This window comes from Pseudomonas sp. HMSC063H08, assembly GCF_001813645.1.
GTDB lineage: Bacteria > Pseudomonadota > Gammaproteobacteria > Pseudomonadales > Pseudomonadaceae > Pseudomonas > Pseudomonas aeruginosa.
The window spans coordinates 27,685-44,125 of the sequence record NZ_KV813430.1 but is presented as its reverse complement, the minus strand read 5'-3'; the positions used below and the strand labels follow the sequence as shown (position 1 = coordinate 44,125).

Sequence of the window (16,441 nt, the reverse complement as noted above, 5' to 3'; positions counted from 1 at the left end):
ATGGAACTCGCCGCCCTGATCGGCCGCCTCAACCCGGACTGTCGCCGCGCCCTGGAGCGCGCCGCGCAACGCTGCCTGCAACGCACCCATCATTACGTAGAGATCGAGCACCTGCTGCTGGAGCTGCTGGACATCGACGGCGGCGACTTCGCCTGCCTGCTGCCGCGCTTCGGCCTGGAGCGCGACGCCCTGGTCGCCGAGATCAACCTGTCGCTGGAGCTGTTCAAGGCCGGCAATACCCGCACTCCGGCGCTGTCCGCGCACACCATCGGCCTGCTCGAGGACGCCGTGGTCCACGCCAGTGTGCTCGGCCAGGCGCAGATCCGTTCCGGCCTGCTGCTGCTCGCCCTGCTCGACCGCGAGGAGCGCCGCGCCCTGCTGCTGAACAGCGCGTCGTCGCTACTGCGGATTCCCCACGAGGCCTTGCAGGCCAACCTGCTGGAGTGGATCCAGGCCTCCCGCGAACAGCCGCCCGCGCCGAACCGCCCGGCGGCAGGCGGCGACAAGCCGGAAAGCGCCCAGGACCCGCTGCTCGACCAGTACACCCAGGACCTCACCGCCGAGGCCCGCGCCGGGCGCATCGACCCCATAGTCGGGCGCGACGGGGAGATCCGCCAGTGCGTCGACATCCTCCTGCGCCGGCGGCAGAACAACCCGATCCTGGTCGGCGCGCCGGGCGTCGGCAAGACCGCGGTGGTCGAGGGCCTGGCCCTGCGCATCGCCGCCGGCGAGGTGCCGCCGTCGTTGCAGGAGGTGATCCTGCGGGTGCTCGACCTCGGCCTGTTGCAGGCCGGCGCCAGCATGAAGGGCGAGTTCGAGCAGCGCCTCAAGGGCGTGATCGACGCCGTGCGCAACAGCGCGCAGCCGATCATCCTGTTCATCGACGAGGCGCACACGCTGATCGGCGCCGGCGGCGCGGAAGGCGGCAGCGACGCCGCCAACCTGCTCAAGCCGGCCCTGGCGCGCGGCGAGTTGCGCACCCTGGCGGCCACCACCTGGCTGGAATACAAGAAATACTTCGAGAAGGACCCGGCGCTGACCCGGCGCTTCCAGTTGGTCCAGGTCGAGGAGCCGGACGAGGCCACCGCCGTGGAGATGCTGCGCGGCGTCGCCGGCAAGCTGGAACAGCATCACGGCGTGCAGATCATGGACGCGGCCATCGTCGATGCGGTGAAGCTGTCGCACCGCTACATCTCCGGCCGCCAGTTGCCGGACAAGGCGATCAGCGTGCTCGACACCGCCTGCGCGCGGGTCGCCCTCGGCCAGCACGACGTGCCGCCGCCGCTGGAAAGCCTGCGCCATCGCGAGCAGGCGCTGGAAGAGGAACTGCAACGCCTGCGCCGGGAACAGGCCACCGGCCTCGACCACAGCGCGCGTATCACCGCCCTGGAAAGCGAGTCGGGCGATAACCGCCGGACCATCCGCGAGCTGGAGACCCGCTGGGACGAGGAACGCGAAGCGGTGCGCGAACTGCTCGACACCCGCCGCGAATTGCTGGCCCTCAGCGAAAGCGCCGACGCGGCCAAGCCCGACGAGGAACTGGACGGTCGCATCGACCACCTGGCCGCCGAACTGGCGCGCCTGGCGGCCGGCCTCGAAGCCATCCGCCAGGACGACCCGCTGGTTCCCGAGCAGGTGGACTCGCGTACCGTGGCCGCGGTGATCGCCGGCTGGACCGGCATCCCGGTGGGCAAGATGCTCGCCGACGAAGCCCACGCCATCCGTTCCCTGGCGCAACGAATGGGCCAGCGGGTGATGGGCCAGGAGGCCGCCCTGGGCGCCATCGCCCAGCGCATCCAGGCCTATCGCGCCGGACTCAGCGACCCGGCCAAGCCGGTCGGCGTATTCCTCCTGCCCGGCCCCACCGGCGTGGGCAAGACCGAGACCGCCTACGCCCTGGCCGACGCCCTCTACGGCGGCGAACGCAACCTGATCAGCATCAACCTCTCCGAGTACCAGGAGGCCCACACCGTCAGCCAGCTCAAGGGCGCCCCGCCCGGCTACGTCGGCTACGGCAGCGGCGGCGTGCTCACCGAAGCGGTGCGCCGCAAGCCCTATTCGGTGGTGCTGCTGGACGAGATCGAGAAAGCCCATCCGGACGTGCTGGAAGCCTTCTACAACGTGTTCGACAAGGGTGTGATGGAAGACGGCACCGGCCTGGTGGTGGACTTCAGGAACACCGTGATCCTCGCCACCAGCAACGTCGGCGCCGAACTGCTGCTGGACAGCCCGGCCGAACAGGTCGCCACCCCGGCCTTCGACGAGCGCCTGCGCAAAGTCTTGCTGCAAACCTTCCGCCCGGCGTTCCTCGCGCGCATGACCGTGGTGCCTTACCGGCCGCTGGAGGAAGCCACCCTGGAAGGCATCGTCGTGGCCAAGCTGGAAAAACTGCGGGAACGCTACAAGGCCGCTACCGGCAAACAGTTCGACTTCGACCCGGCCATCATCAAGGCCGTGCTCGCCAAGTGCAGCGCGGCGGGCGCGCGGGATATCGAGAACGTGCTGATGGCGCAGGTGACGGGGAAGTTGGCGGAGTGGGTACTCGAATGAGCGTCCCGAGGCATCGCGGCATCCGCCCGTTTCCGATGGAGAACGTATCGGCTAGAGAACAGCGGACGAATTCATGAACTGGAACGATCTTTGCGGAATAAACACGGTAGCCGGAAAAGCCATAGACATCCCGACCCTGGTCGGTCCCGGCGTCGACCACGACCGACGTGGAAGGACCGGAATGCCCAACGGCGCGACGCTGACCGCCATGATGAACGCTGCCGACGCCCTACGTCTGACCGAGGCCCCGAGGACCAGGCGCGGTGGTGTGTCCGACGGTATTTCCTTCCACATCGCCCAATACGTGCCCGGTGGCGCGTCTCTGACCATCACCAGCCAGTTCGTCGGTCAGAAAGCCGGCTCCGCCGTGTGCTACGAGAACACACTGTTCAACGATGCCCTGGTCGGTCGCATCAACGCCATCGTTGGCAACATCATCGTGCGCCAGAGCGTCGCACCCTGTACGCGCTGCCGCGCCGGCTACCGCCAGCTCGCCCAGAACGGACCACATACTATCGTCGTCTCCAGCGATGACGGCTACGACGGCGCCCCCGACAACACCATCTTCCTCTTCGCACCCACCGGGCTGGTGTTCTACCGACGCTGAACGCCCGCCGAACTGCCCCACCTTCGAGGACTGCCGTCATGCCCCGAACCATCGAATACTGGCGCCCCACGAACGGCCTGTATCATGCGACCCCGCCCGGAATCGCCGTGCTGACCCAGGACAGCGATTGGGAGGTGCTCAACGAAGCCACCGGCTTCTACGAGGAAAGCCCGTATCCCTCCGCCTTCAAGGGACAGGTGTATCGCGCGCTGAACTACATAAACGCTACGCCGACGGGCGCATCGCTGCTCTGGAACCTCTACACGACGAACAATTTCGTCGACATCACCCCCTCGTCGCTGGGCAACAATGTCCAGTCCACCAATCAGCCCATGGCGCTCAATCAGGTCGCCAGAGAAATCATCGTAGGAACCGGTCCCGGCCCCCAGACCCAGATCGCGCTCAATCAGACAGGCATCGCCCCGCAGGCGCAGACCCAGTGGCTGACCTATGTCATCAACAGTTCGCCGCATTGGGCCCTGGACGGCGTGCCGGGCAACGGTGGTGGCCTTTACGGCTATCTAGAGCGCGCCCGCCAGTATGCCAACCGCTGGATGCTGCTGTTCGACCACCGCTACTTCCGCTGGAGCGACAGCAATGAAGGCTATTTCAATGAGCAGAGCTACAGCGGACATTTCGGTATCTCCGCCCACAACATCGCCATCACCAACCACGAAGTGGCGGCCTGGCTTGCCGGACAGCCGCTACCCCACCGCCTCAGCGATGCCCAGCAGAACCATGCGCGGCTTGCGACCATAGTTGCCCTTAAGGACGTTTCGCCGCCTTCGGCTGGCTGTTCCGCCCATGTGAGATGGAACCCCACAGCGACCAACCCGCTGAACCGGATACGTCCTCCGGCAATCGGCCTGGCTCATGAGCTGCTGCATGCCTACTACAGTTGCCGAGGCGCACAACCCGGCTACGACGACAACCACTACTCCACGGTACTGTTCGAATACCGCTGCGTCGGCCTCGGCCCCTGGGACGAAGCACCATTATCGGAAAATGCCCTACGCAAAGAATGGTGGAGCTATGCCTGCCAGCAGGTGCCCGGAAGCGACCCAGAGAACAGGAAGGCCATCGGCAAACGCATCAGTTACATGTAGTCGTCGCCGCTGTCCCGACAGAAACGAGGGACCCAGATGCCCCGTCCCACCGATAGCAATACCAGCCTCTCCCTGACCGCCTCGGCGCTGGCAGCCCTGTTCCCGGAGCGTCTGGCCGGGGAAGAACGCCTGAACGCACTGCCCGGTTGGGAACTGCTGGGCTACAGCGCCAGCCCCTTAGCCCTGGACGGCGCAATCGCCACCCATCTCACCGCCACCCTGCACAACGACGCCGACCAGCGTCCGCTCGACGGCCTGGTCGCGGAGATCCGCCAACTCCCCGGCGATGCCAGCGCCGAGCGCTACCAGGTGCTGTTGCGCCCCTGGCTCTGGTGGCTGACGCTGGCCAGCAACAACCGGGTGTTCCAGAACCTCGCCACCAGCGACATCGTCACCCAGGTCTTCGACCAGCACGGCTTCAGCGACTACCAGTTGCAGCTCAGCGGCAGCTACCAGCCCCGCGAATACTGCGTGCAGTACGGCGAGAGCGACCTCGCCTTCGTCTCGCGGCTGCTGGAGGAAGACGGCATCTTCTGGTTCTTCACCCATGCCGCCGGCAAGCACACCCTGGTGCTGGCCGACAGCAACGACGCCTTCCCGCCGATTCCCAACGGCCCGCAAGTGGCCTACCTGGGCCAAGGAATCGGCGTGCGCGAGTTGCAGGGCGTGCGTTCGGCGCAGTACAGCCTCCAGGCGGTATCCGGGACCTACAGCGCCACCGACTACGAGTTCACCACCCCGAGCACCTCGCTGTACTCCCAGGCCGAGGCGGTTTCCGGCGCCGCCGGCGTCTACCAGCACCCCGGCGGCTACACCGCCAAGGCCCAGGGCGACAGCCTGACCAAGCAACGCATCGACGGCCTGCGCAGCCAGGAGACGCGCCTGATCGGCGAGAGCGACTGCCGCTGGCTGGTGCCCGGCCACTGGTTCACCCTCAGCGGGCATGACGACGATTCGCTGAATATCGACTGGGTGCTGACCTCGGTCACCCATGACGCCAGTCACGCGCACTACCGCAATCGCTTCGAGGCGATCCCCAAGGCCACCGCCTACCGCCCCGCGCGGGTCACGCCCAAGCCGCGCATGCACACCCAGACCGCCCTGGTGGTGGGCAAGGCCGGCGAGGAGATCTGGACCGACCAGTACGGCCGGATCAAGATCCAGTTCCCCTGGGACCGCGACGGCAAGAACGACGAGACCTCCTCCTGCTGGGTGCGCGTGGTGCTGCCCTGGAGCGGCAAGGGCTTCGGCATGCAGTTCGTGCCGCGCATCGGCCAGGAAGTGATCGTCACCTTCATCGACGGCGACCCGGACCGCCCGCTGGTCACCGGCTGCGTCTACAACGGCGACAACGCCCTGCCCTACGCGCTGCCGGACAACCAGACGCAGTCCGGGATCAAGACCAACTCGTCGAAGGGCGGCGGCGGTTTCAACGAGCTGCGCTTCGAGGACAAGAAGGACGCCGAGGAAGTCTTCCTCCAGGCGCAGAAGGACCTCAACGTCAACGTGCTCAACGACAGCACCGCCAGCATCGGCCACGACGAGACCCTGACGGTGCAGAATGCCCGCACCCGCACGGTGAAGGAAGGCGACGAGACCGTCACCCTGGAGAAAGGCAAGCGCACGGTGACCATCCAGACCGGCAGCGACAGCCTGGATGTGAAGGACACGCGCACGGTGACGGTGGGCGCCGACCAGACCCACAGCACCGGCGGCAACTACAGCCACAAGGTCAGCGGCAACTTCGAGCTGACGGTGGACGGCAACCTGACCATCAAGGTCAGCGGCACCCTCGCCCTGCAGAGCGGCGGCAGCCTGACCCTGAAGAGCAACGCCGACCTCGCCGCCCAGGCCGGCACCTCGCTGACCAGCAAGGCCGGGACGTCGCTGACCAACCAGGCCGGCACCTCCCTCACCAACAAGGCCGGCACCAGCCTGACCAACGATGCCGGCGTCAGCCTGACCAACAAGGCCGGCGCCGAACAGACGGTGGACGGCGGCGGCATGCTGACCATCAAGGGCGGCCTGGTAAAGGTCAACTGAGGAGAAGCGCATGGCGGCATCCGGCAAGCTCGACCTGGTTCGTGGCGACAGCCATCTCGCTGGTAACCTGCTCGACGGCAGCCTGGAAGGTCCGTTGCGCATCGACGAGCACGACAGGCCGCAGGCCAGCCTCGGCTACCGGCAGGGCCAGTTGCACGGCGCCAGCACCCTGTTCCATCCCAACGGCAAGGTCTCCGCGCAACTCGCCTTCGTCGACGGCAAGCTGCACGGGCCGGTCAGTTTCCATGCCGCGGAAGGCTGGTTGCAGCGCAAGGCGCACTACCGCAACGGGCTGCTCCACGGCGAAGCGCTCACCTATTTCGCCAACGGCCAGGTGGCCGAGCGCGAGCATTACCGCGACGGCGTGCGCGACGGGGTCTACCAGCGCTTCCATGGCAATGGCCAACTGGCCTTCGACGGACGCTACCTGAACGGCCAGCTACTGGACGGCGCCCAGCCGTTCGCCGATGACGGCCGGCCGCTGGACAGCGAGGGCAGACCCATGGCGCGCTGGCGCTGGTGGTGGATCAGGCTGGCGGAGCCCTAGGCGCGCATCGGCCAGGCGGCGCTCAGGGAATCAGCATCTGCACCTGTCCCGGCACGCTGATCTTGATCACCCCGCCCCAGGTGCAGATCAGCGTGCCGTTGGCGTCCAGCGCGGGCATCCCGCCCAGCAGCAGGGTCGGCGGACCGCCGGGGATCCACGGGCTGGCGGTGGCGGGAATGCACGGCATCGGCGTCAGTACGCCGAGGGCGGCGGCGGTGGCGGCGGCCACCACGGGGTTGGCCGGACTCTGGCAGAGGCCGAAGGTGGGAATGTTCAGCAGCGGGATGTGGTCCATGATGTTCGCCGCCGGCATCCCGCTGGTCAGGGTGCGGTTCTGCGGCAACACGTTGAGCACCGTCGGCGCCGCCCCGAAACTGCATTGCAGGGTGGCGCCGGCGCAGACCTGCGGGCAACCCATGCCGTCCTCCCGAGCGCGATGGCGTTGTAGCAGGATAGACCAGCCCATCGCGCTCGCCGTGGGGCTGGCTTGCTGTTTTTCTGACGAATGCCCGACATGCGTGTCGCCAGCGGCGCTAGAATTCCGCTGTCATGCGGGGCGGAGCCCCGCGACAGGGATCGACGAAAAAGGATTTTCGGCGGATCGAACGGTGCCCGCAGCGCCCTCGCCGGCCGGCCTGCGGCCGGTCGATGCAGGGGTTGCCGCACCCTGGCCGCCCCCAAGGACGGGACGACAATGCCTAGCACAAGAAGCCTCCCCGCACGGGTCATCGTCGCCGATGACTATCCCCTGTTCCGCGATGGCCTGAGACGGGTCGTCCGCCGCTACCTCCCGCAAGCCGCCGTAAGCGAAGCGGGCAGCTTCGACGAGGTGCTGCGCCTGGCCTCGAGCGTCTCGCCGGAACCTCCCGCCCTCTTCCTCCTCGACCTGCTGCTTCCCGGCTTCGCCGCCTCCCAGTCCATCGAGCGCTTGCGTCGCGCCTATCGGCACAGCGCAATCGTCATCGTCTCGATGCTCGACGACCCGCGCCTGGTGGACGAGGTGCTGGCCGCCGGCGCCGACGGCTACCTCGGCAAATCCCTGGAGGCCGGGGAGATCGGCACGGCGTTGCAGACGCTCGGCAGCGGCGAACCGGTGGTGCGCCTGCGCGGCGGGTCGAGCGCCGGCAGTCGGCAACGCGCCCTCCTGGACGCCCTGACCCCACGGCAGCAAGCGGTACTGCGGCTGATCGCCGATGGCCTGTCGAACAAGGAAATCGGCCGCGCGCTGTCGATCTCGCCGTTCACCGTGCGCGTGCACGTTTCCTCGCTGCTGCGCGCCCTGGAAGTGAACACGCGGACGGCCGCCGCGGCGCTGGCGGTGAAGGCCGGCTTCTAGGCAGGTTCCACGCGGCCGTACCCGGAGTTCCCGCGCAAGCATCCGGGAATGCCGAAACGAGAAGTCTGCCGCGATTTTCCGCGAAGTCTCCTCGCGGCGCTGAAGCCCGTCGCGGCGGACCAGTCCCATCCATGAGGGGCGCGCCTGCGCGCCGGCCTCACCGGGAGCGGCGACGCTCGTTTTCAGCAGAGGAACGGCACATGATCGACAGGGTGAAGCCGCTGATGGCGGCATGGGTTCTGGTCTTCGCATCTTCTTCGTTCGCCGGCGAAACGGCGGAAAAGTTGCCACGAAAGCCAGCTCTAGGGCCGGAAACCGCGGGGGCGACCCTGGTCATTCCCGGCGAGACCGACAGGCTCGCCTCGCTCTACGCCCGCGCACGGGGCGAAGGCGGCAAGGTGGTGCTCTGGGCCGGCGGCGACGCGCCGAACCAGATGGACTGGTTGAAGACGGCCTTCGAGAGCCGCTTTCCCGGCGTGACCCTGGACGTCACGGTGGACCTCTCCAAGTTCCACGACCTGCGCATCGACCAGGAACTCGCCGCCGGCACCCTGACGCCGGACGTGGCGATGCTGCAAACCACCTTCGATTTCGACAAATGGAAGGCCCGCGACGTGCTGCTGCGCTACAAGCCGGTCGGCTTCGCCCGGCAGAAGAAAGGCTACGCCGATCCCGACGGCGCCTATGTCACGGCCTACAACAACGCCTTCGTGCCGACCTACGCTTCCGTCCGGCTGCCAGCGGAGCGCTATCCGACGCGCTTCGCCGATTACCTGAAGCCGGCCTTCAAGGGCAAGCTGGTGCTGACCTATCCCCATGACGACGATGCGGTGCTGTACGTCTACGACAAGCTGGAACGGCGCTACGGCAGCGGTTTCCTGCGCGCCCTGGCGGCGCAGAAGCCGAACTTCCTGCGCGGCACGGCGGCGCCGGCGGCCTCGGTGGGCACCGACTCCATCGGTTCGCTGGGCAACCTGACCGGCTATGCGACCGACAGCGATACGCCGGCCGGCTACTTCATCCCGACCGACGAGCCGTTCATCGTCTGGAACCAGCGCGCGGCGATCTTCAAGGCCGCCCGTCATCCGGCCACGGCCAAGCTGCTGCTGTCCTACCTGGGCTCGGCCGAGTTCCAGTCCAGCTACGGCGGCTGGCGCGCCCGCGCCGACGTCGGCGAAGCGCCTGGGCTGCCGCCACTGGAGTCGCTGAAGAACGTCGATGTGCACGATTTCACCCGCTGGATGGCCGATCGCCAACGGGTGGCCAGCCTGCGCAGGCACATGGCGGAAATCTTCGGCCCGGTACGCGGCGAGTCGCCGTTGCGCGACCCGGCGCTGATGAGCCTGCTGGGGCTGACGGCGAACGACATCGTCGCCCTGCCCGAACCGGACCTGCCGATCTACTGAACCGCCATGACGGCCTCGCGCACGGACGACGCGGGGTCGTCGATCCTGGAGAATTGCCAATCAGGTTTCGACGGCAAGCAAGCGGCCTGGAGCGGCTGGGAAGACTCCTACTTTTTATAAAATACTTTTAATAAACGATTTATCCTATTGATTAATAAGATAAATAAAATACTAGAATTCACTTTAAGTTGAGACGACAAGGCGGCGCATAACGCTACCCGTTGTCCGCCCTGGCATCCGCTTACCGCCTTCGCTGCGCAGGGCGAACGAGGCCACGCGCGTTATCCGCCGACAGGCCTCTGCCAGGGAGGTACGGCGGCACGGAAAACTCTTCTTCGACAACGACTTCCGCGTAGAACCTGATCCATCGCCTGCGCTCGCGCGAACTCACGCAGGCGACGATCAGGACCTAGGACCTAGGCCTTCCGCCACCCCTGCAACTGATTGCGGATCGGCAACTCGCGGATGCGCTTGCCGGTGGCGGCGAAGATCGCGTTGCACAGCGCCGGCGCTATCGGCGGCACGCCGGGCTCGCCGACCCCGCCCAACGGCAGGTCGCCATCCGGCTTGAGCAGATGCACCGACACCGCCTTGGGCGCCAGCGGCATGCGCGCCAGCTCGTACTGGTGGAAGTTGTCCTGCTGGACCTTGCCATCCTTGAAGCTGATCTCGCCCAGCGCCGCCAGGCCCAGGCCCATCACGCAGGCGCCTTCGAGCTGCGAGCGGATGCGCTCGGGGTTGATCTGCGGACCGCAGTCGGCGGCGATGGTGGCCTTGTGCACCAGCAGCGCGCCGTCGTCCTTCACCTCCACCTCGATCACCACCGCCACGTAGGTGACGAAGCTGTAGTGCGCGGCGATTCCCCGCGCCCTGCCCCTGGGCAGCTCGCCGCCCCAGCCGGACTGGCGCGCCGCCTCCTCGATCACCCCGCGCAGGCGGCCGACATCGAGCGGGTAGCGCTCCGGCGACTCGCCGTAGTTCCAGCTGTCGCCGAGTTCGGCGGTGTCGATCCGCCGCGCCGGGCCGAGCAGCTTGAGCAGGTAGTCCTTCGGGTCCTGGCCGGCCTTCGCCGCCAGTTCGCCGACGAAGCTCTGGATGGCGAAGGCGTGGGGGATGTTGGAGACCGAGCGGAACCAGCCGACCCGGGTGTGCGCCGGGGCCTCGGGGTTCTCCAGGCGCACGTTGGGGATGGCGAACGGCAGGTTGGTCAGGCCCATGCCCAGTTCGAAGGCGCCCTGGTGCTTGCTGTCCGGGCCGAACAGTGCGGTGATGCTCGGCGCCACCGAGCGATGCAGCCAGGCCTGCGGCAGCCCGTCGGCGCCGAGCACGGCCTGCAGGCGCTCCACCGAGACCGTGTGGAAATAGGAGAAATGCAGGTCGTCCTCGCGGGTCCACTGCACGCGCAGGTGGCGACCGGGGAACGCCTTGGCCAGGATCGCCGCTTCCAGCACGAAGTCGGGCTTGGACTTGCGGCCGAAACCGCCGCCGAGCAGGGTCACGTTGACCGTGACCTTGTCGAACGGCAGTTTCAGGCGCTCGGCGATGCGCTCGCGGGTCACTTGCGGCGCCTGGGTTGGGGCCCAGACCTCGCAGGCGCCGTCCTTGTACCAGGCGGTGGATACCGGCGGTTCCATCGGCGCCTGGGCCAGGTGCGGCAGGTAGTACTCGGCCTCGACGACATCCCCGCCCTTGGCGAACAGCGCCGCGGCATCGCCGCTGTCGCGCACCACCTTGCCCGGCTTGCGCGCGGCCTCTTCCAGTTGCTTGCGGTAGGCCACCGAGTCGTAGCCGCCGTTGACCCCGGCGTCCCACTCGACCACCAGCGCCTCGCGCCCCTTGATCGCCGCCCAGGTGTTCTGCGCCACCACGGCGACCCCGCCCAGCGGCTGGAACTCGGACGGGATCGGCCGGCCCTCGATCTCGATCACCTTGACCACCCCCGGCACCTTCAGCGCCGCGGCGGCGTCGTAGCGCTTGAGCTTGCCGCCGTAGACCGGCGGCCGGGCGACCACGGCGTAGAGCATGTCGTCGAAGCGCGCGTCGAAGCCGAAGCCGGCGCGGCCATTGACGATATCGGCGCCGTCGATGGCGCGCGCCACGTCCTTGCCGATGTAGCGGAACTGCTCGGGCTTCTTCAGCAGCAGCTTGTCGCGCGCCGGCACTTCGAGGCCCGCGGCGGCCTCGGCCAGTTCGCCGAAGGACAGCGAACGGCCGCTGGGCGCATGCAGCACCTTGTTCTGTTCGGCGCGGCACTCGCCCAGCGGAACCTTCCACTGGTTGGCCGCGGCCTGTTCGAGCATCTGTCGCGCCGCCGCACCGCAGCGGCGCATGGGTTCGAACCAATGGCGCATGCTGCGCGAGCCATCGGTGTCCTGGTTGCCGTAGCGCGCTTCGTCGCCGGGCGCCTGGATCACCTTGACCCGGCTCCAGTCGGCCTCCAGCTCGTCGGCCACCACCATCGCCAGGCTGGTGCGCACGCCCTGGCCCATTTCCGAGCGGTTGCAGACGATGCCGACCGTGCCGTCCCGGTCGATGCTCACGTAGATCTTCGGGTTATCCACCCAGCCGTGGGGCATGGCGTCGGCGCCGAAGGCCTTCTTCTCGGCGGCCAGGGCGTCGCGCCAGCCCCAGTTGGCAGCCACCAGCAGCACGCCGGTGGCGCCGACGCCCTTGAGGAAACCGCGGCGGCTGAGATTGCCGATGACCAGATCGTCGGGGTACGAGCGCTTCATGCCTTGGCCTCCTGCAACTTGGCGGAGGCGTTGTGGATCGCCGTCTTGATCCGGTTGTAGGTGCCGCAGCGGCAGATGTTGCCGGCCATGGCCGCCTCGATCTGCTCGTCGCTGGGCGCGGGGTTGCTCTTCAGCAACGCCGTGGCCGACATGATCTGCCCGCCCTGGCAGTAGCCGCACTGCGCCACGCCGATGTCCAGCCAGGCCTGCTGGACGACTTCGCCGACCTTGTCGGTGTGCAGGTGGTCGATGGTGGTGACCTTCCTGCCCTGCGCCAGGCTCACCGGCGTGATGCAGGAACGGGTGGCCTGGCCGTCGATATGGATGGTGCAGGAGCCGCACAGGCCCATGCCGCAGCCGAACTTGGTCCCGGTATAGCCGACGACGTCGCGGATAGCCCAGAGCAAGGGCATATCCTCGGTGACATCGAGCTGATGATCCTTGCCATTGAGGTTCAGGGTAATCATCGGTGCACGCCTTTTCTGGTTTCTGGTTATGGAGTCGCACGGCGACTGCGCCGCCCCCCATGGGCGCGGCGAGTCTCTCATCGGACTGAAGGGAGATTATTGGCGAGAGGACTGCGGCGGATAACCTGGCAGAACTGAACGTATCGTTGAATGGAATTCAACGATACCCAAGCCGGGCGGGAATCGCCCGGGCGAGGCAGCATTCCCGGTGGCCCGCTCCTCGCCGCTCGCCGGAAAAGCGAGCGGCTCGGCCAGGGGAAACGGCGTTAGCCGCGCCGCACGCGCAGGCGCTCGGCGTGGTAGATCAACGGCCCATGCTGGTCCTCGGCACCGCTGGGGTCGTCCAGCAGCACGCCGGTGATGCGGCCCTGGCGGAACAGCAGGCGGATCGCCAGCAGGTTGGCCCTGGGGTCGCCCTTGAGATCATGGAGGGAACGCGGGGTGTCGGCATCCAGCTGACAAAACACCGATTCGAGCAAAACATCGGAAGGTTCTAACGCCATGCAGTCGTATCCGTCGAGAAGTACCGGTCACCTTGCCTTGCACTGGGTGCCGGTCAAAGCCCATCCCTGGAAAAACGCCTTTCCGCGAATTGAAACAATGCGCAACGATTTTCCTCGCGACGCAGTGTCGCCTACCGCCAGAGCCGTTGCCAAGAGCCGTACATCCCTGCGGCGCGCCCCTGCGACAACGTTGCAATACTTTCTTCACACGAGTTCCGCTACAAAGGTATCTCGCCGGAACCGAGGGTTCCTTTGTCCACCCACCCATAACCGAGAAAGCAAGCGGAGGCACCCATGAACCACACTGCATCGATCCCCGCCCTGCCCACGGCCTATGACCTGCTGAACACCCGCATCCAGCGCATCATCCACGCCCCGGCTGCGCAACAGGCCTGCCAGGCCTGCATTTCCCGATTGCCCGGCGAAGACGAGGGCGACTGGGCCCACCTGCTGGAAAGCTTCGACCGTTCCAACCAGTGGCTGCTCGACCCGCAGCGCGACGGCAGCATCGTCCTGCGCTGGAGTTCCGCCGCCTGATCCTGTTTGCCGCGCGGCCGTCAGCCGCGCGGCTTGCGCTCTTCCCTCCCCTTCGCCGTTCGCGGCTATCGCGGGTAGCTTCCCGGCAACAGGATGTCCCGGCCGACCTCGCGGATGTCGGTATGGCCGCAGAAGGCCATGGTCAGGTCCAGCTCACGAGCGATGATCTCCAGCGCCCGCGTCACTCCGGCCTGACCCAGCGCGCCCAGCCCGTAGAGATAGGGACGGCCGATCATGGTCCCGCGCGCACCGAGGGCGATGGCCTTGAGCACGTCCTGCCCGGAACGGATGCCGCTGTCGAGCCAGACCTCGATGCGCTCGCCCACCGCCTCGACGATCGCCGGCAGCGCGCTGATGGTCGAGGGCGCGCCGTCCAGCTGGCGTCCGCCATGGTTGCTGACGACCAGCGCATCGGCGCCGGAGTCGGCGGCCAGCCGCGCGTCCTCGGCATCGAGGATGCCCTTGAGCACCAGCTTGCCGCCCCAGCGGTGCTTGATCCATTCGACGTCGCCCCAGTTCAGCCGCGGGTCGAACTGGCGGGCGGTCCACTCGGACAGCGAGCCCATGTCGTCGACGCCCTTGACGTGACCGACGATGTTGCCGAAACCGCGACGCCGGGTGCCGAGCATGCCCAGCGCCCAGCGCGGCTTGGTGGCGATGTTCAGCAGGTTGGCCAGGGTCGGCCGCGGCGGCGCCGAGAGACCGTTCTTCAGGTCCTTGTGGCGCTGGCCGATGATCTGCAGGTCGAGGGTCAGCACCAGCGCGTCGCAGCCGGCGGCCTTGGCACGGTCGATCAGGCGTTCGATGAAATCGCGGTCGCGCATCACGTAGAGCTGGAACCAGAACGGCTGGCCGACTTCCGTGGCGATGTCCTCCAGGGAACAGATGCTCATGGTCGACAGGGTGTAGCGCACGCCGAACTCGGCGGCGGCGCGGGCGGCGAGGATCTCGCCGTCGGCATGCTGCATGCCGGCCAGCCCGGTGGGCGCGATGACCACCGGCATGGCCATCTCCTGGCCGAGCATGCGGGTGCGCAGCGAGCGGTTCTCGATGTTCCGCGCGACCCGCTGGCGCAGCTTGATCGCGGCGAAGTCGTCCTGGTTGGCGCGGTAGGTGCCTTCGCTCCAGGAACCGGAGTCGGCGTAGTCGTAGAACATCCGCGGCACGCGCTTGCGCGCCAGGCGGCGCAGGTCTTCGATATCGGTGATGACGCTCATGCAGTCCACTCCTTCGGGGGTGGCTGGATGGTAGAGCGCGACGTACCGCCGCAGGCGGAATAATTGTCGGCATCGGCGGAAGGAAATTCCGCCGTTTCAGTCGTCCGCCGCCGGAAGGAATTCCCTGCCCTGGGCCACCGCCTCGCGGCAGATCGCCGCCAGCCAGGCGGCGAAACGCTGGCTGGCCGGCGAGGCCTGGTGGCTGCGCAGGTGGTAATGGTGGGTGGGCGCCGAACGCAGCGGGAACAGCACCACCAGCCGCCCCTCGGCAAGCCAGGCGCGCGCCAGCGAGGGTCGCGCGAGGGCCACGCCCTGGCCGTTGGCGGCGGCTTCCAGGGTCATGCCCAAATCGAGCAGGCGCGGCCCGGCGCAGGGCTCCGGCCAGTCCAGCCCGGCCACGCGGAACCACGGCTGCCAGGGCTCCAGCGGCGAGCGCAGCAACGGCAGGCCGGCGAGCATGGCTGGCGTCCAGGGCCGCGGCAGGCCCAGCAGCAGCCCCGGCGCGGCCATCGGTAGCACGCGCTCCTCCAGCAGCCGCTCACCGGCCGCCACGCCATGGCTGTCGCCGCGCACCTCGACATCGGCCAGCGGCAGGTCCTGGCCGTCCGAAGGACTCGACAGGAGAATCTCCAGTTCGATTTCCGGACAGGCCTCGGCGAAGGACGCCAGGCGCGGAATCAGGATCTGCCGGGCGAAGGTCGGCGGCGTGCGCAGGGTCAGCCGCTGCTGGCGCTGGACCTGGCGACGATGCAGCGGAACCGCCGCGAGCTGGGCGAGGATCGGCGCGATCTGTTCAAGGTACTCGCGGCCGTGGGAGGTCAGCGCCAGCGAGCGGCCGTCGCGCTGCAACAGGCTCACCCCGAGCATCCCCTCGAGACCGGAAACCCGCTTGCTGGCGGCGCTGCCGGTGATCGACAGGAGTTCGGCGGCGCGCTCGAAGGTACCCAGCCGGGCAGCCGCTTCGAACGCCTGCAACGCTTCGATGGAAGGAAAACGGAAATCGTCGGGATTGAGCATGGGGCAGACTTTACCCGCTGCCCGAGATCAGGGATACCGCGTCAGAGCCGCTGCTCGTTGGCCGCGGCGCGGCGCTCGGGCGCCGCGGAACCGGCGGCACCGCCCCAGGAAGCCTTGCCGGGGCTGTAGACATCCTGTTCGTCGAGGGTCACCAGGCCGCTTTCCACCAGGCGCCCGAGGACCTGGCGGATGCTCACCAGGGACAGCGGCGTACCGGTTTCGGAGAGACGCCGGTGCAGGGTGCGGATCGGCACCCGGCCCTGCTCCCCCGAGGCTTCCCAGAGCGCATCGATCACTTTCAGCCGGGCCAGGCTCATCTTCAGGCCGGCCTCCTTCAACATCTGTTTGACGGGCGAATGGGTCATCGTGACGC

At 67.6% G+C, this 16,441-nt stretch carries 15 protein-coding genes; 8 read left to right on the top strand and 7 right to left on the bottom strand.

The genetic code is table 11. The annotated features are described in order from the left end of the window. From tssH to HMPREF2924_RS14005, 5 genes are all read left to right on the top strand, one after another. On the top strand, positions 1-2,550 hold the full coding sequence (gene tssH / locus HMPREF2924_RS14025; protein ID WP_003131537.1) for a type VI secretion system ATPase TssH: 2,550 nt from the start codon (positions 1-3) through the stop codon (positions 2,548-2,550). Positions 2,551-2,623: 73 nt separating this feature from the next. Next, positions 2,624-3,157 (top strand): hypothetical protein, encoded by a 534-nt coding sequence (locus HMPREF2924_RS14020; protein WP_003089506.1) that lies wholly within the window; start codon positions 2,624-2,626, stop codon positions 3,155-3,157. Between the two features lie 38 nt (positions 3,158-3,195). After that, the gene (locus HMPREF2924_RS14015; protein ID WP_003124577.1) at positions 3,196-4,263 is read left to right on the top strand and encodes a type III secretion system effector protein; all 1,068 of its coding nucleotides are present in this window, start codon (positions 3,196-3,198) and stop codon (positions 4,261-4,263) included. A 36-nt stretch (positions 4,264-4,299) separates the two neighbouring features. Continuing rightward, the gene (tssI, locus tag HMPREF2924_RS14010; RefSeq protein ID WP_003131534.1) at positions 4,300-6,306 is read left to right on the top strand and encodes a type VI secretion system Vgr family protein; all 2,007 of its coding nucleotides are present in this window, start codon (positions 4,300-4,302) and stop codon (positions 6,304-6,306) included. 10 nt (positions 6,307-6,316) lie between these two features. Next, positions 6,317-6,853: a toxin-antitoxin system YwqK family antitoxin gene (locus HMPREF2924_RS14005; RefSeq protein WP_003131532.1), complete on the top strand. Its 537-nt coding sequence runs from the start codon at positions 6,317-6,319 to the stop codon at positions 6,851-6,853. A 22-nt stretch (positions 6,854-6,875) separates the two neighbouring features. Here HMPREF2924_RS14005 and HMPREF2924_RS14000 read toward each other — a convergent pair whose 3' ends face one another. Beyond that, positions 6,876-7,271 carry a DUF4280 domain-containing protein gene (locus tag HMPREF2924_RS14000; RefSeq protein ID WP_003089513.1) on the bottom strand — a complete coding sequence of 132 codons (396 nt, stop codon included), beginning with the start codon at positions 7,269-7,271 and terminating at the stop codon, positions 6,876-6,878. Between the two features lie 276 nt (positions 7,272-7,547). On the opposite strand from HMPREF2924_RS14000, the gene HMPREF2924_RS13995 reads away from it, so the two are divergent. Further along, on the top strand, positions 7,548-8,189 hold the full coding sequence (locus HMPREF2924_RS13995; protein WP_003131531.1) for a LuxR C-terminal-related transcriptional regulator: 642 nt from the start codon (positions 7,548-7,550) through the stop codon (positions 8,187-8,189). Positions 8,190-8,389: 200 nt separating this feature from the next. After that, the gene (locus HMPREF2924_RS13990; protein WP_023094715.1) at positions 8,390-9,595 is read left to right on the top strand and encodes an ABC transporter substrate-binding protein; all 1,206 of its coding nucleotides are present in this window, start codon (positions 8,390-8,392) and stop codon (positions 9,593-9,595) included. 416 nt (positions 9,596-10,011) lie between these two features. On the opposite strand, the gene HMPREF2924_RS13985 is transcribed toward HMPREF2924_RS13990, so the two are convergent. The 3 genes from HMPREF2924_RS13985 to HMPREF2924_RS13975 all read right to left on the bottom strand — a co-directional run bounded on the left by HMPREF2924_RS13985 (position 10,012) and on the right by HMPREF2924_RS13975 (position 13,297). Further along, entirely contained in the window at positions 10,012-12,327 is a 2,316-nt protein-coding gene (locus tag HMPREF2924_RS13985; RefSeq protein WP_003131517.1) for a xanthine dehydrogenase family protein molybdopterin-binding subunit, read from the bottom strand. Next, complete coding sequence (locus HMPREF2924_RS13980) at positions 12,324-12,794, bottom strand: (2Fe-2S)-binding protein (RefSeq protein ID WP_003089521.1); 471 nt, start codon at positions 12,792-12,794, stop codon at positions 12,324-12,326. Before HMPREF2924_RS13980 ends, HMPREF2924_RS13985 begins: the two co-directional genes overlap by 4 nt. A 266-nt stretch (positions 12,795-13,060) precedes the next feature. Beyond that, positions 13,061-13,297 carry a hypothetical protein gene (locus tag HMPREF2924_RS13975; RefSeq protein ID WP_003104944.1) on the bottom strand — a complete coding sequence of 79 codons (237 nt, stop codon included), beginning with the start codon at positions 13,295-13,297 and terminating at the stop codon, positions 13,061-13,063. Between the two features lie 294 nt (positions 13,298-13,591). Between HMPREF2924_RS13975 and HMPREF2924_RS13970 the strand changes: the two genes are divergently transcribed. Beyond that, positions 13,592-13,834, top strand: coding sequence for a DUF1654 domain-containing protein (locus tag HMPREF2924_RS13970; RefSeq protein WP_003089526.1), 243 nt, complete (start codon positions 13,592-13,594; stop codon positions 13,832-13,834). A 65-nt stretch (positions 13,835-13,899) separates the two neighbouring features. Here HMPREF2924_RS13970 and lldA read toward each other — a convergent pair whose 3' ends face one another. The 3 genes from lldA to HMPREF2924_RS13955 all read right to left on the bottom strand — a co-directional run bounded on the left by lldA (position 13,900) and on the right by HMPREF2924_RS13955 (position 16,433). Beyond that, the gene (gene lldA / locus HMPREF2924_RS13965) at positions 13,900-15,051 is read right to left on the bottom strand and encodes an L-lactate dehydrogenase LldA (protein ID WP_003131513.1); all 1,152 of its coding nucleotides are present in this window, start codon (positions 15,049-15,051) and stop codon (positions 13,900-13,902) included. Positions 15,052-15,147: 96 nt separating this feature from the next. Further along, positions 15,148-16,068 (bottom strand): LysR substrate-binding domain-containing protein, encoded by a 921-nt coding sequence (locus HMPREF2924_RS13960; RefSeq protein ID WP_003124571.1) that lies wholly within the window; start codon positions 16,066-16,068, stop codon positions 15,148-15,150. Between the two features lie 41 nt (positions 16,069-16,109). Next, positions 16,110-16,433: a transcriptional repressor gene (locus HMPREF2924_RS13955; RefSeq protein WP_003089535.1), complete on the bottom strand. Its 324-nt coding sequence runs from the start codon at positions 16,431-16,433 to the stop codon at positions 16,110-16,112. Between the last annotated feature and the right edge of the window lie 8 nt (positions 16,434-16,441).

Excerpts from the sequence above, each read along its gene's own strand:
- HMPREF2924_RS13995 (WP_003131531.1), top strand. The coding sequence starts at position 7,548 with ATGCCTAGCACAAGAAGCCTCCCCGCACGGGTCATCGTCGCCGATGAC.
- HMPREF2924_RS13955 (WP_003089535.1), bottom strand. The coding sequence starts at position 16,433 with ATGACCCATTCGCCCGTCAAACAGATGTTGAAGGAGGCCGGCCTGAAG.
- tssH (WP_003131537.1), top strand. The coding sequence starts at position 1 with ATGGAACTCGCCGCCCTGATCGGCCGCCTCAACCCGGACTGTCGCCGC.
- lldA (WP_003131513.1), bottom strand. The coding sequence starts at position 15,051 with ATGAGCGTCATCACCGATATCGAAGACCTGCGCCGCCTGGCGCGCAAG.
- HMPREF2924_RS13975 (WP_003104944.1), bottom strand. The coding sequence starts at position 13,297 with ATGGCGTTAGAACCTTCCGATGTTTTGCTCGAATCGGTGTTTTGTCAG.
- HMPREF2924_RS14005 (WP_003131532.1), top strand. The coding sequence starts at position 6,317 with ATGGCGGCATCCGGCAAGCTCGACCTGGTTCGTGGCGACAGCCATCTC.
- HMPREF2924_RS14000 (WP_003089513.1), bottom strand. The coding sequence starts at position 7,271 with ATGGGTTGCCCGCAGGTCTGCGCCGGCGCCACCCTGCAATGCAGTTTC.
- HMPREF2924_RS13985 (WP_003131517.1), bottom strand. The coding sequence starts at position 12,327 with ATGAAGCGCTCGTACCCCGACGATCTGGTCATCGGCAATCTCAGCCGC.
- HMPREF2924_RS14015 (WP_003124577.1), top strand. The coding sequence starts at position 3,196 with ATGCCCCGAACCATCGAATACTGGCGCCCCACGAACGGCCTGTATCAT.
- HMPREF2924_RS13980 (WP_003089521.1), bottom strand. The coding sequence starts at position 12,794 with ATGATTACCCTGAACCTCAATGGCAAGGATCATCAGCTCGATGTCACC.
- tssI (WP_003131534.1), top strand. The coding sequence starts at position 4,300 with ATGCCCCGTCCCACCGATAGCAATACCAGCCTCTCCCTGACCGCCTCG.
- HMPREF2924_RS14020 (WP_003089506.1), top strand. The coding sequence starts at position 2,624 with ATGAACTGGAACGATCTTTGCGGAATAAACACGGTAGCCGGAAAAGCC.
- HMPREF2924_RS13960 (WP_003124571.1), bottom strand. The coding sequence starts at position 16,068 with ATGCTCAATCCCGACGATTTCCGTTTTCCTTCCATCGAAGCGTTGCAG.
- HMPREF2924_RS13990 (WP_023094715.1), top strand. The coding sequence starts at position 8,390 with ATGATCGACAGGGTGAAGCCGCTGATGGCGGCATGGGTTCTGGTCTTC.
- HMPREF2924_RS13970 (WP_003089526.1), top strand. The coding sequence starts at position 13,592 with ATGAACCACACTGCATCGATCCCCGCCCTGCCCACGGCCTATGACCTG.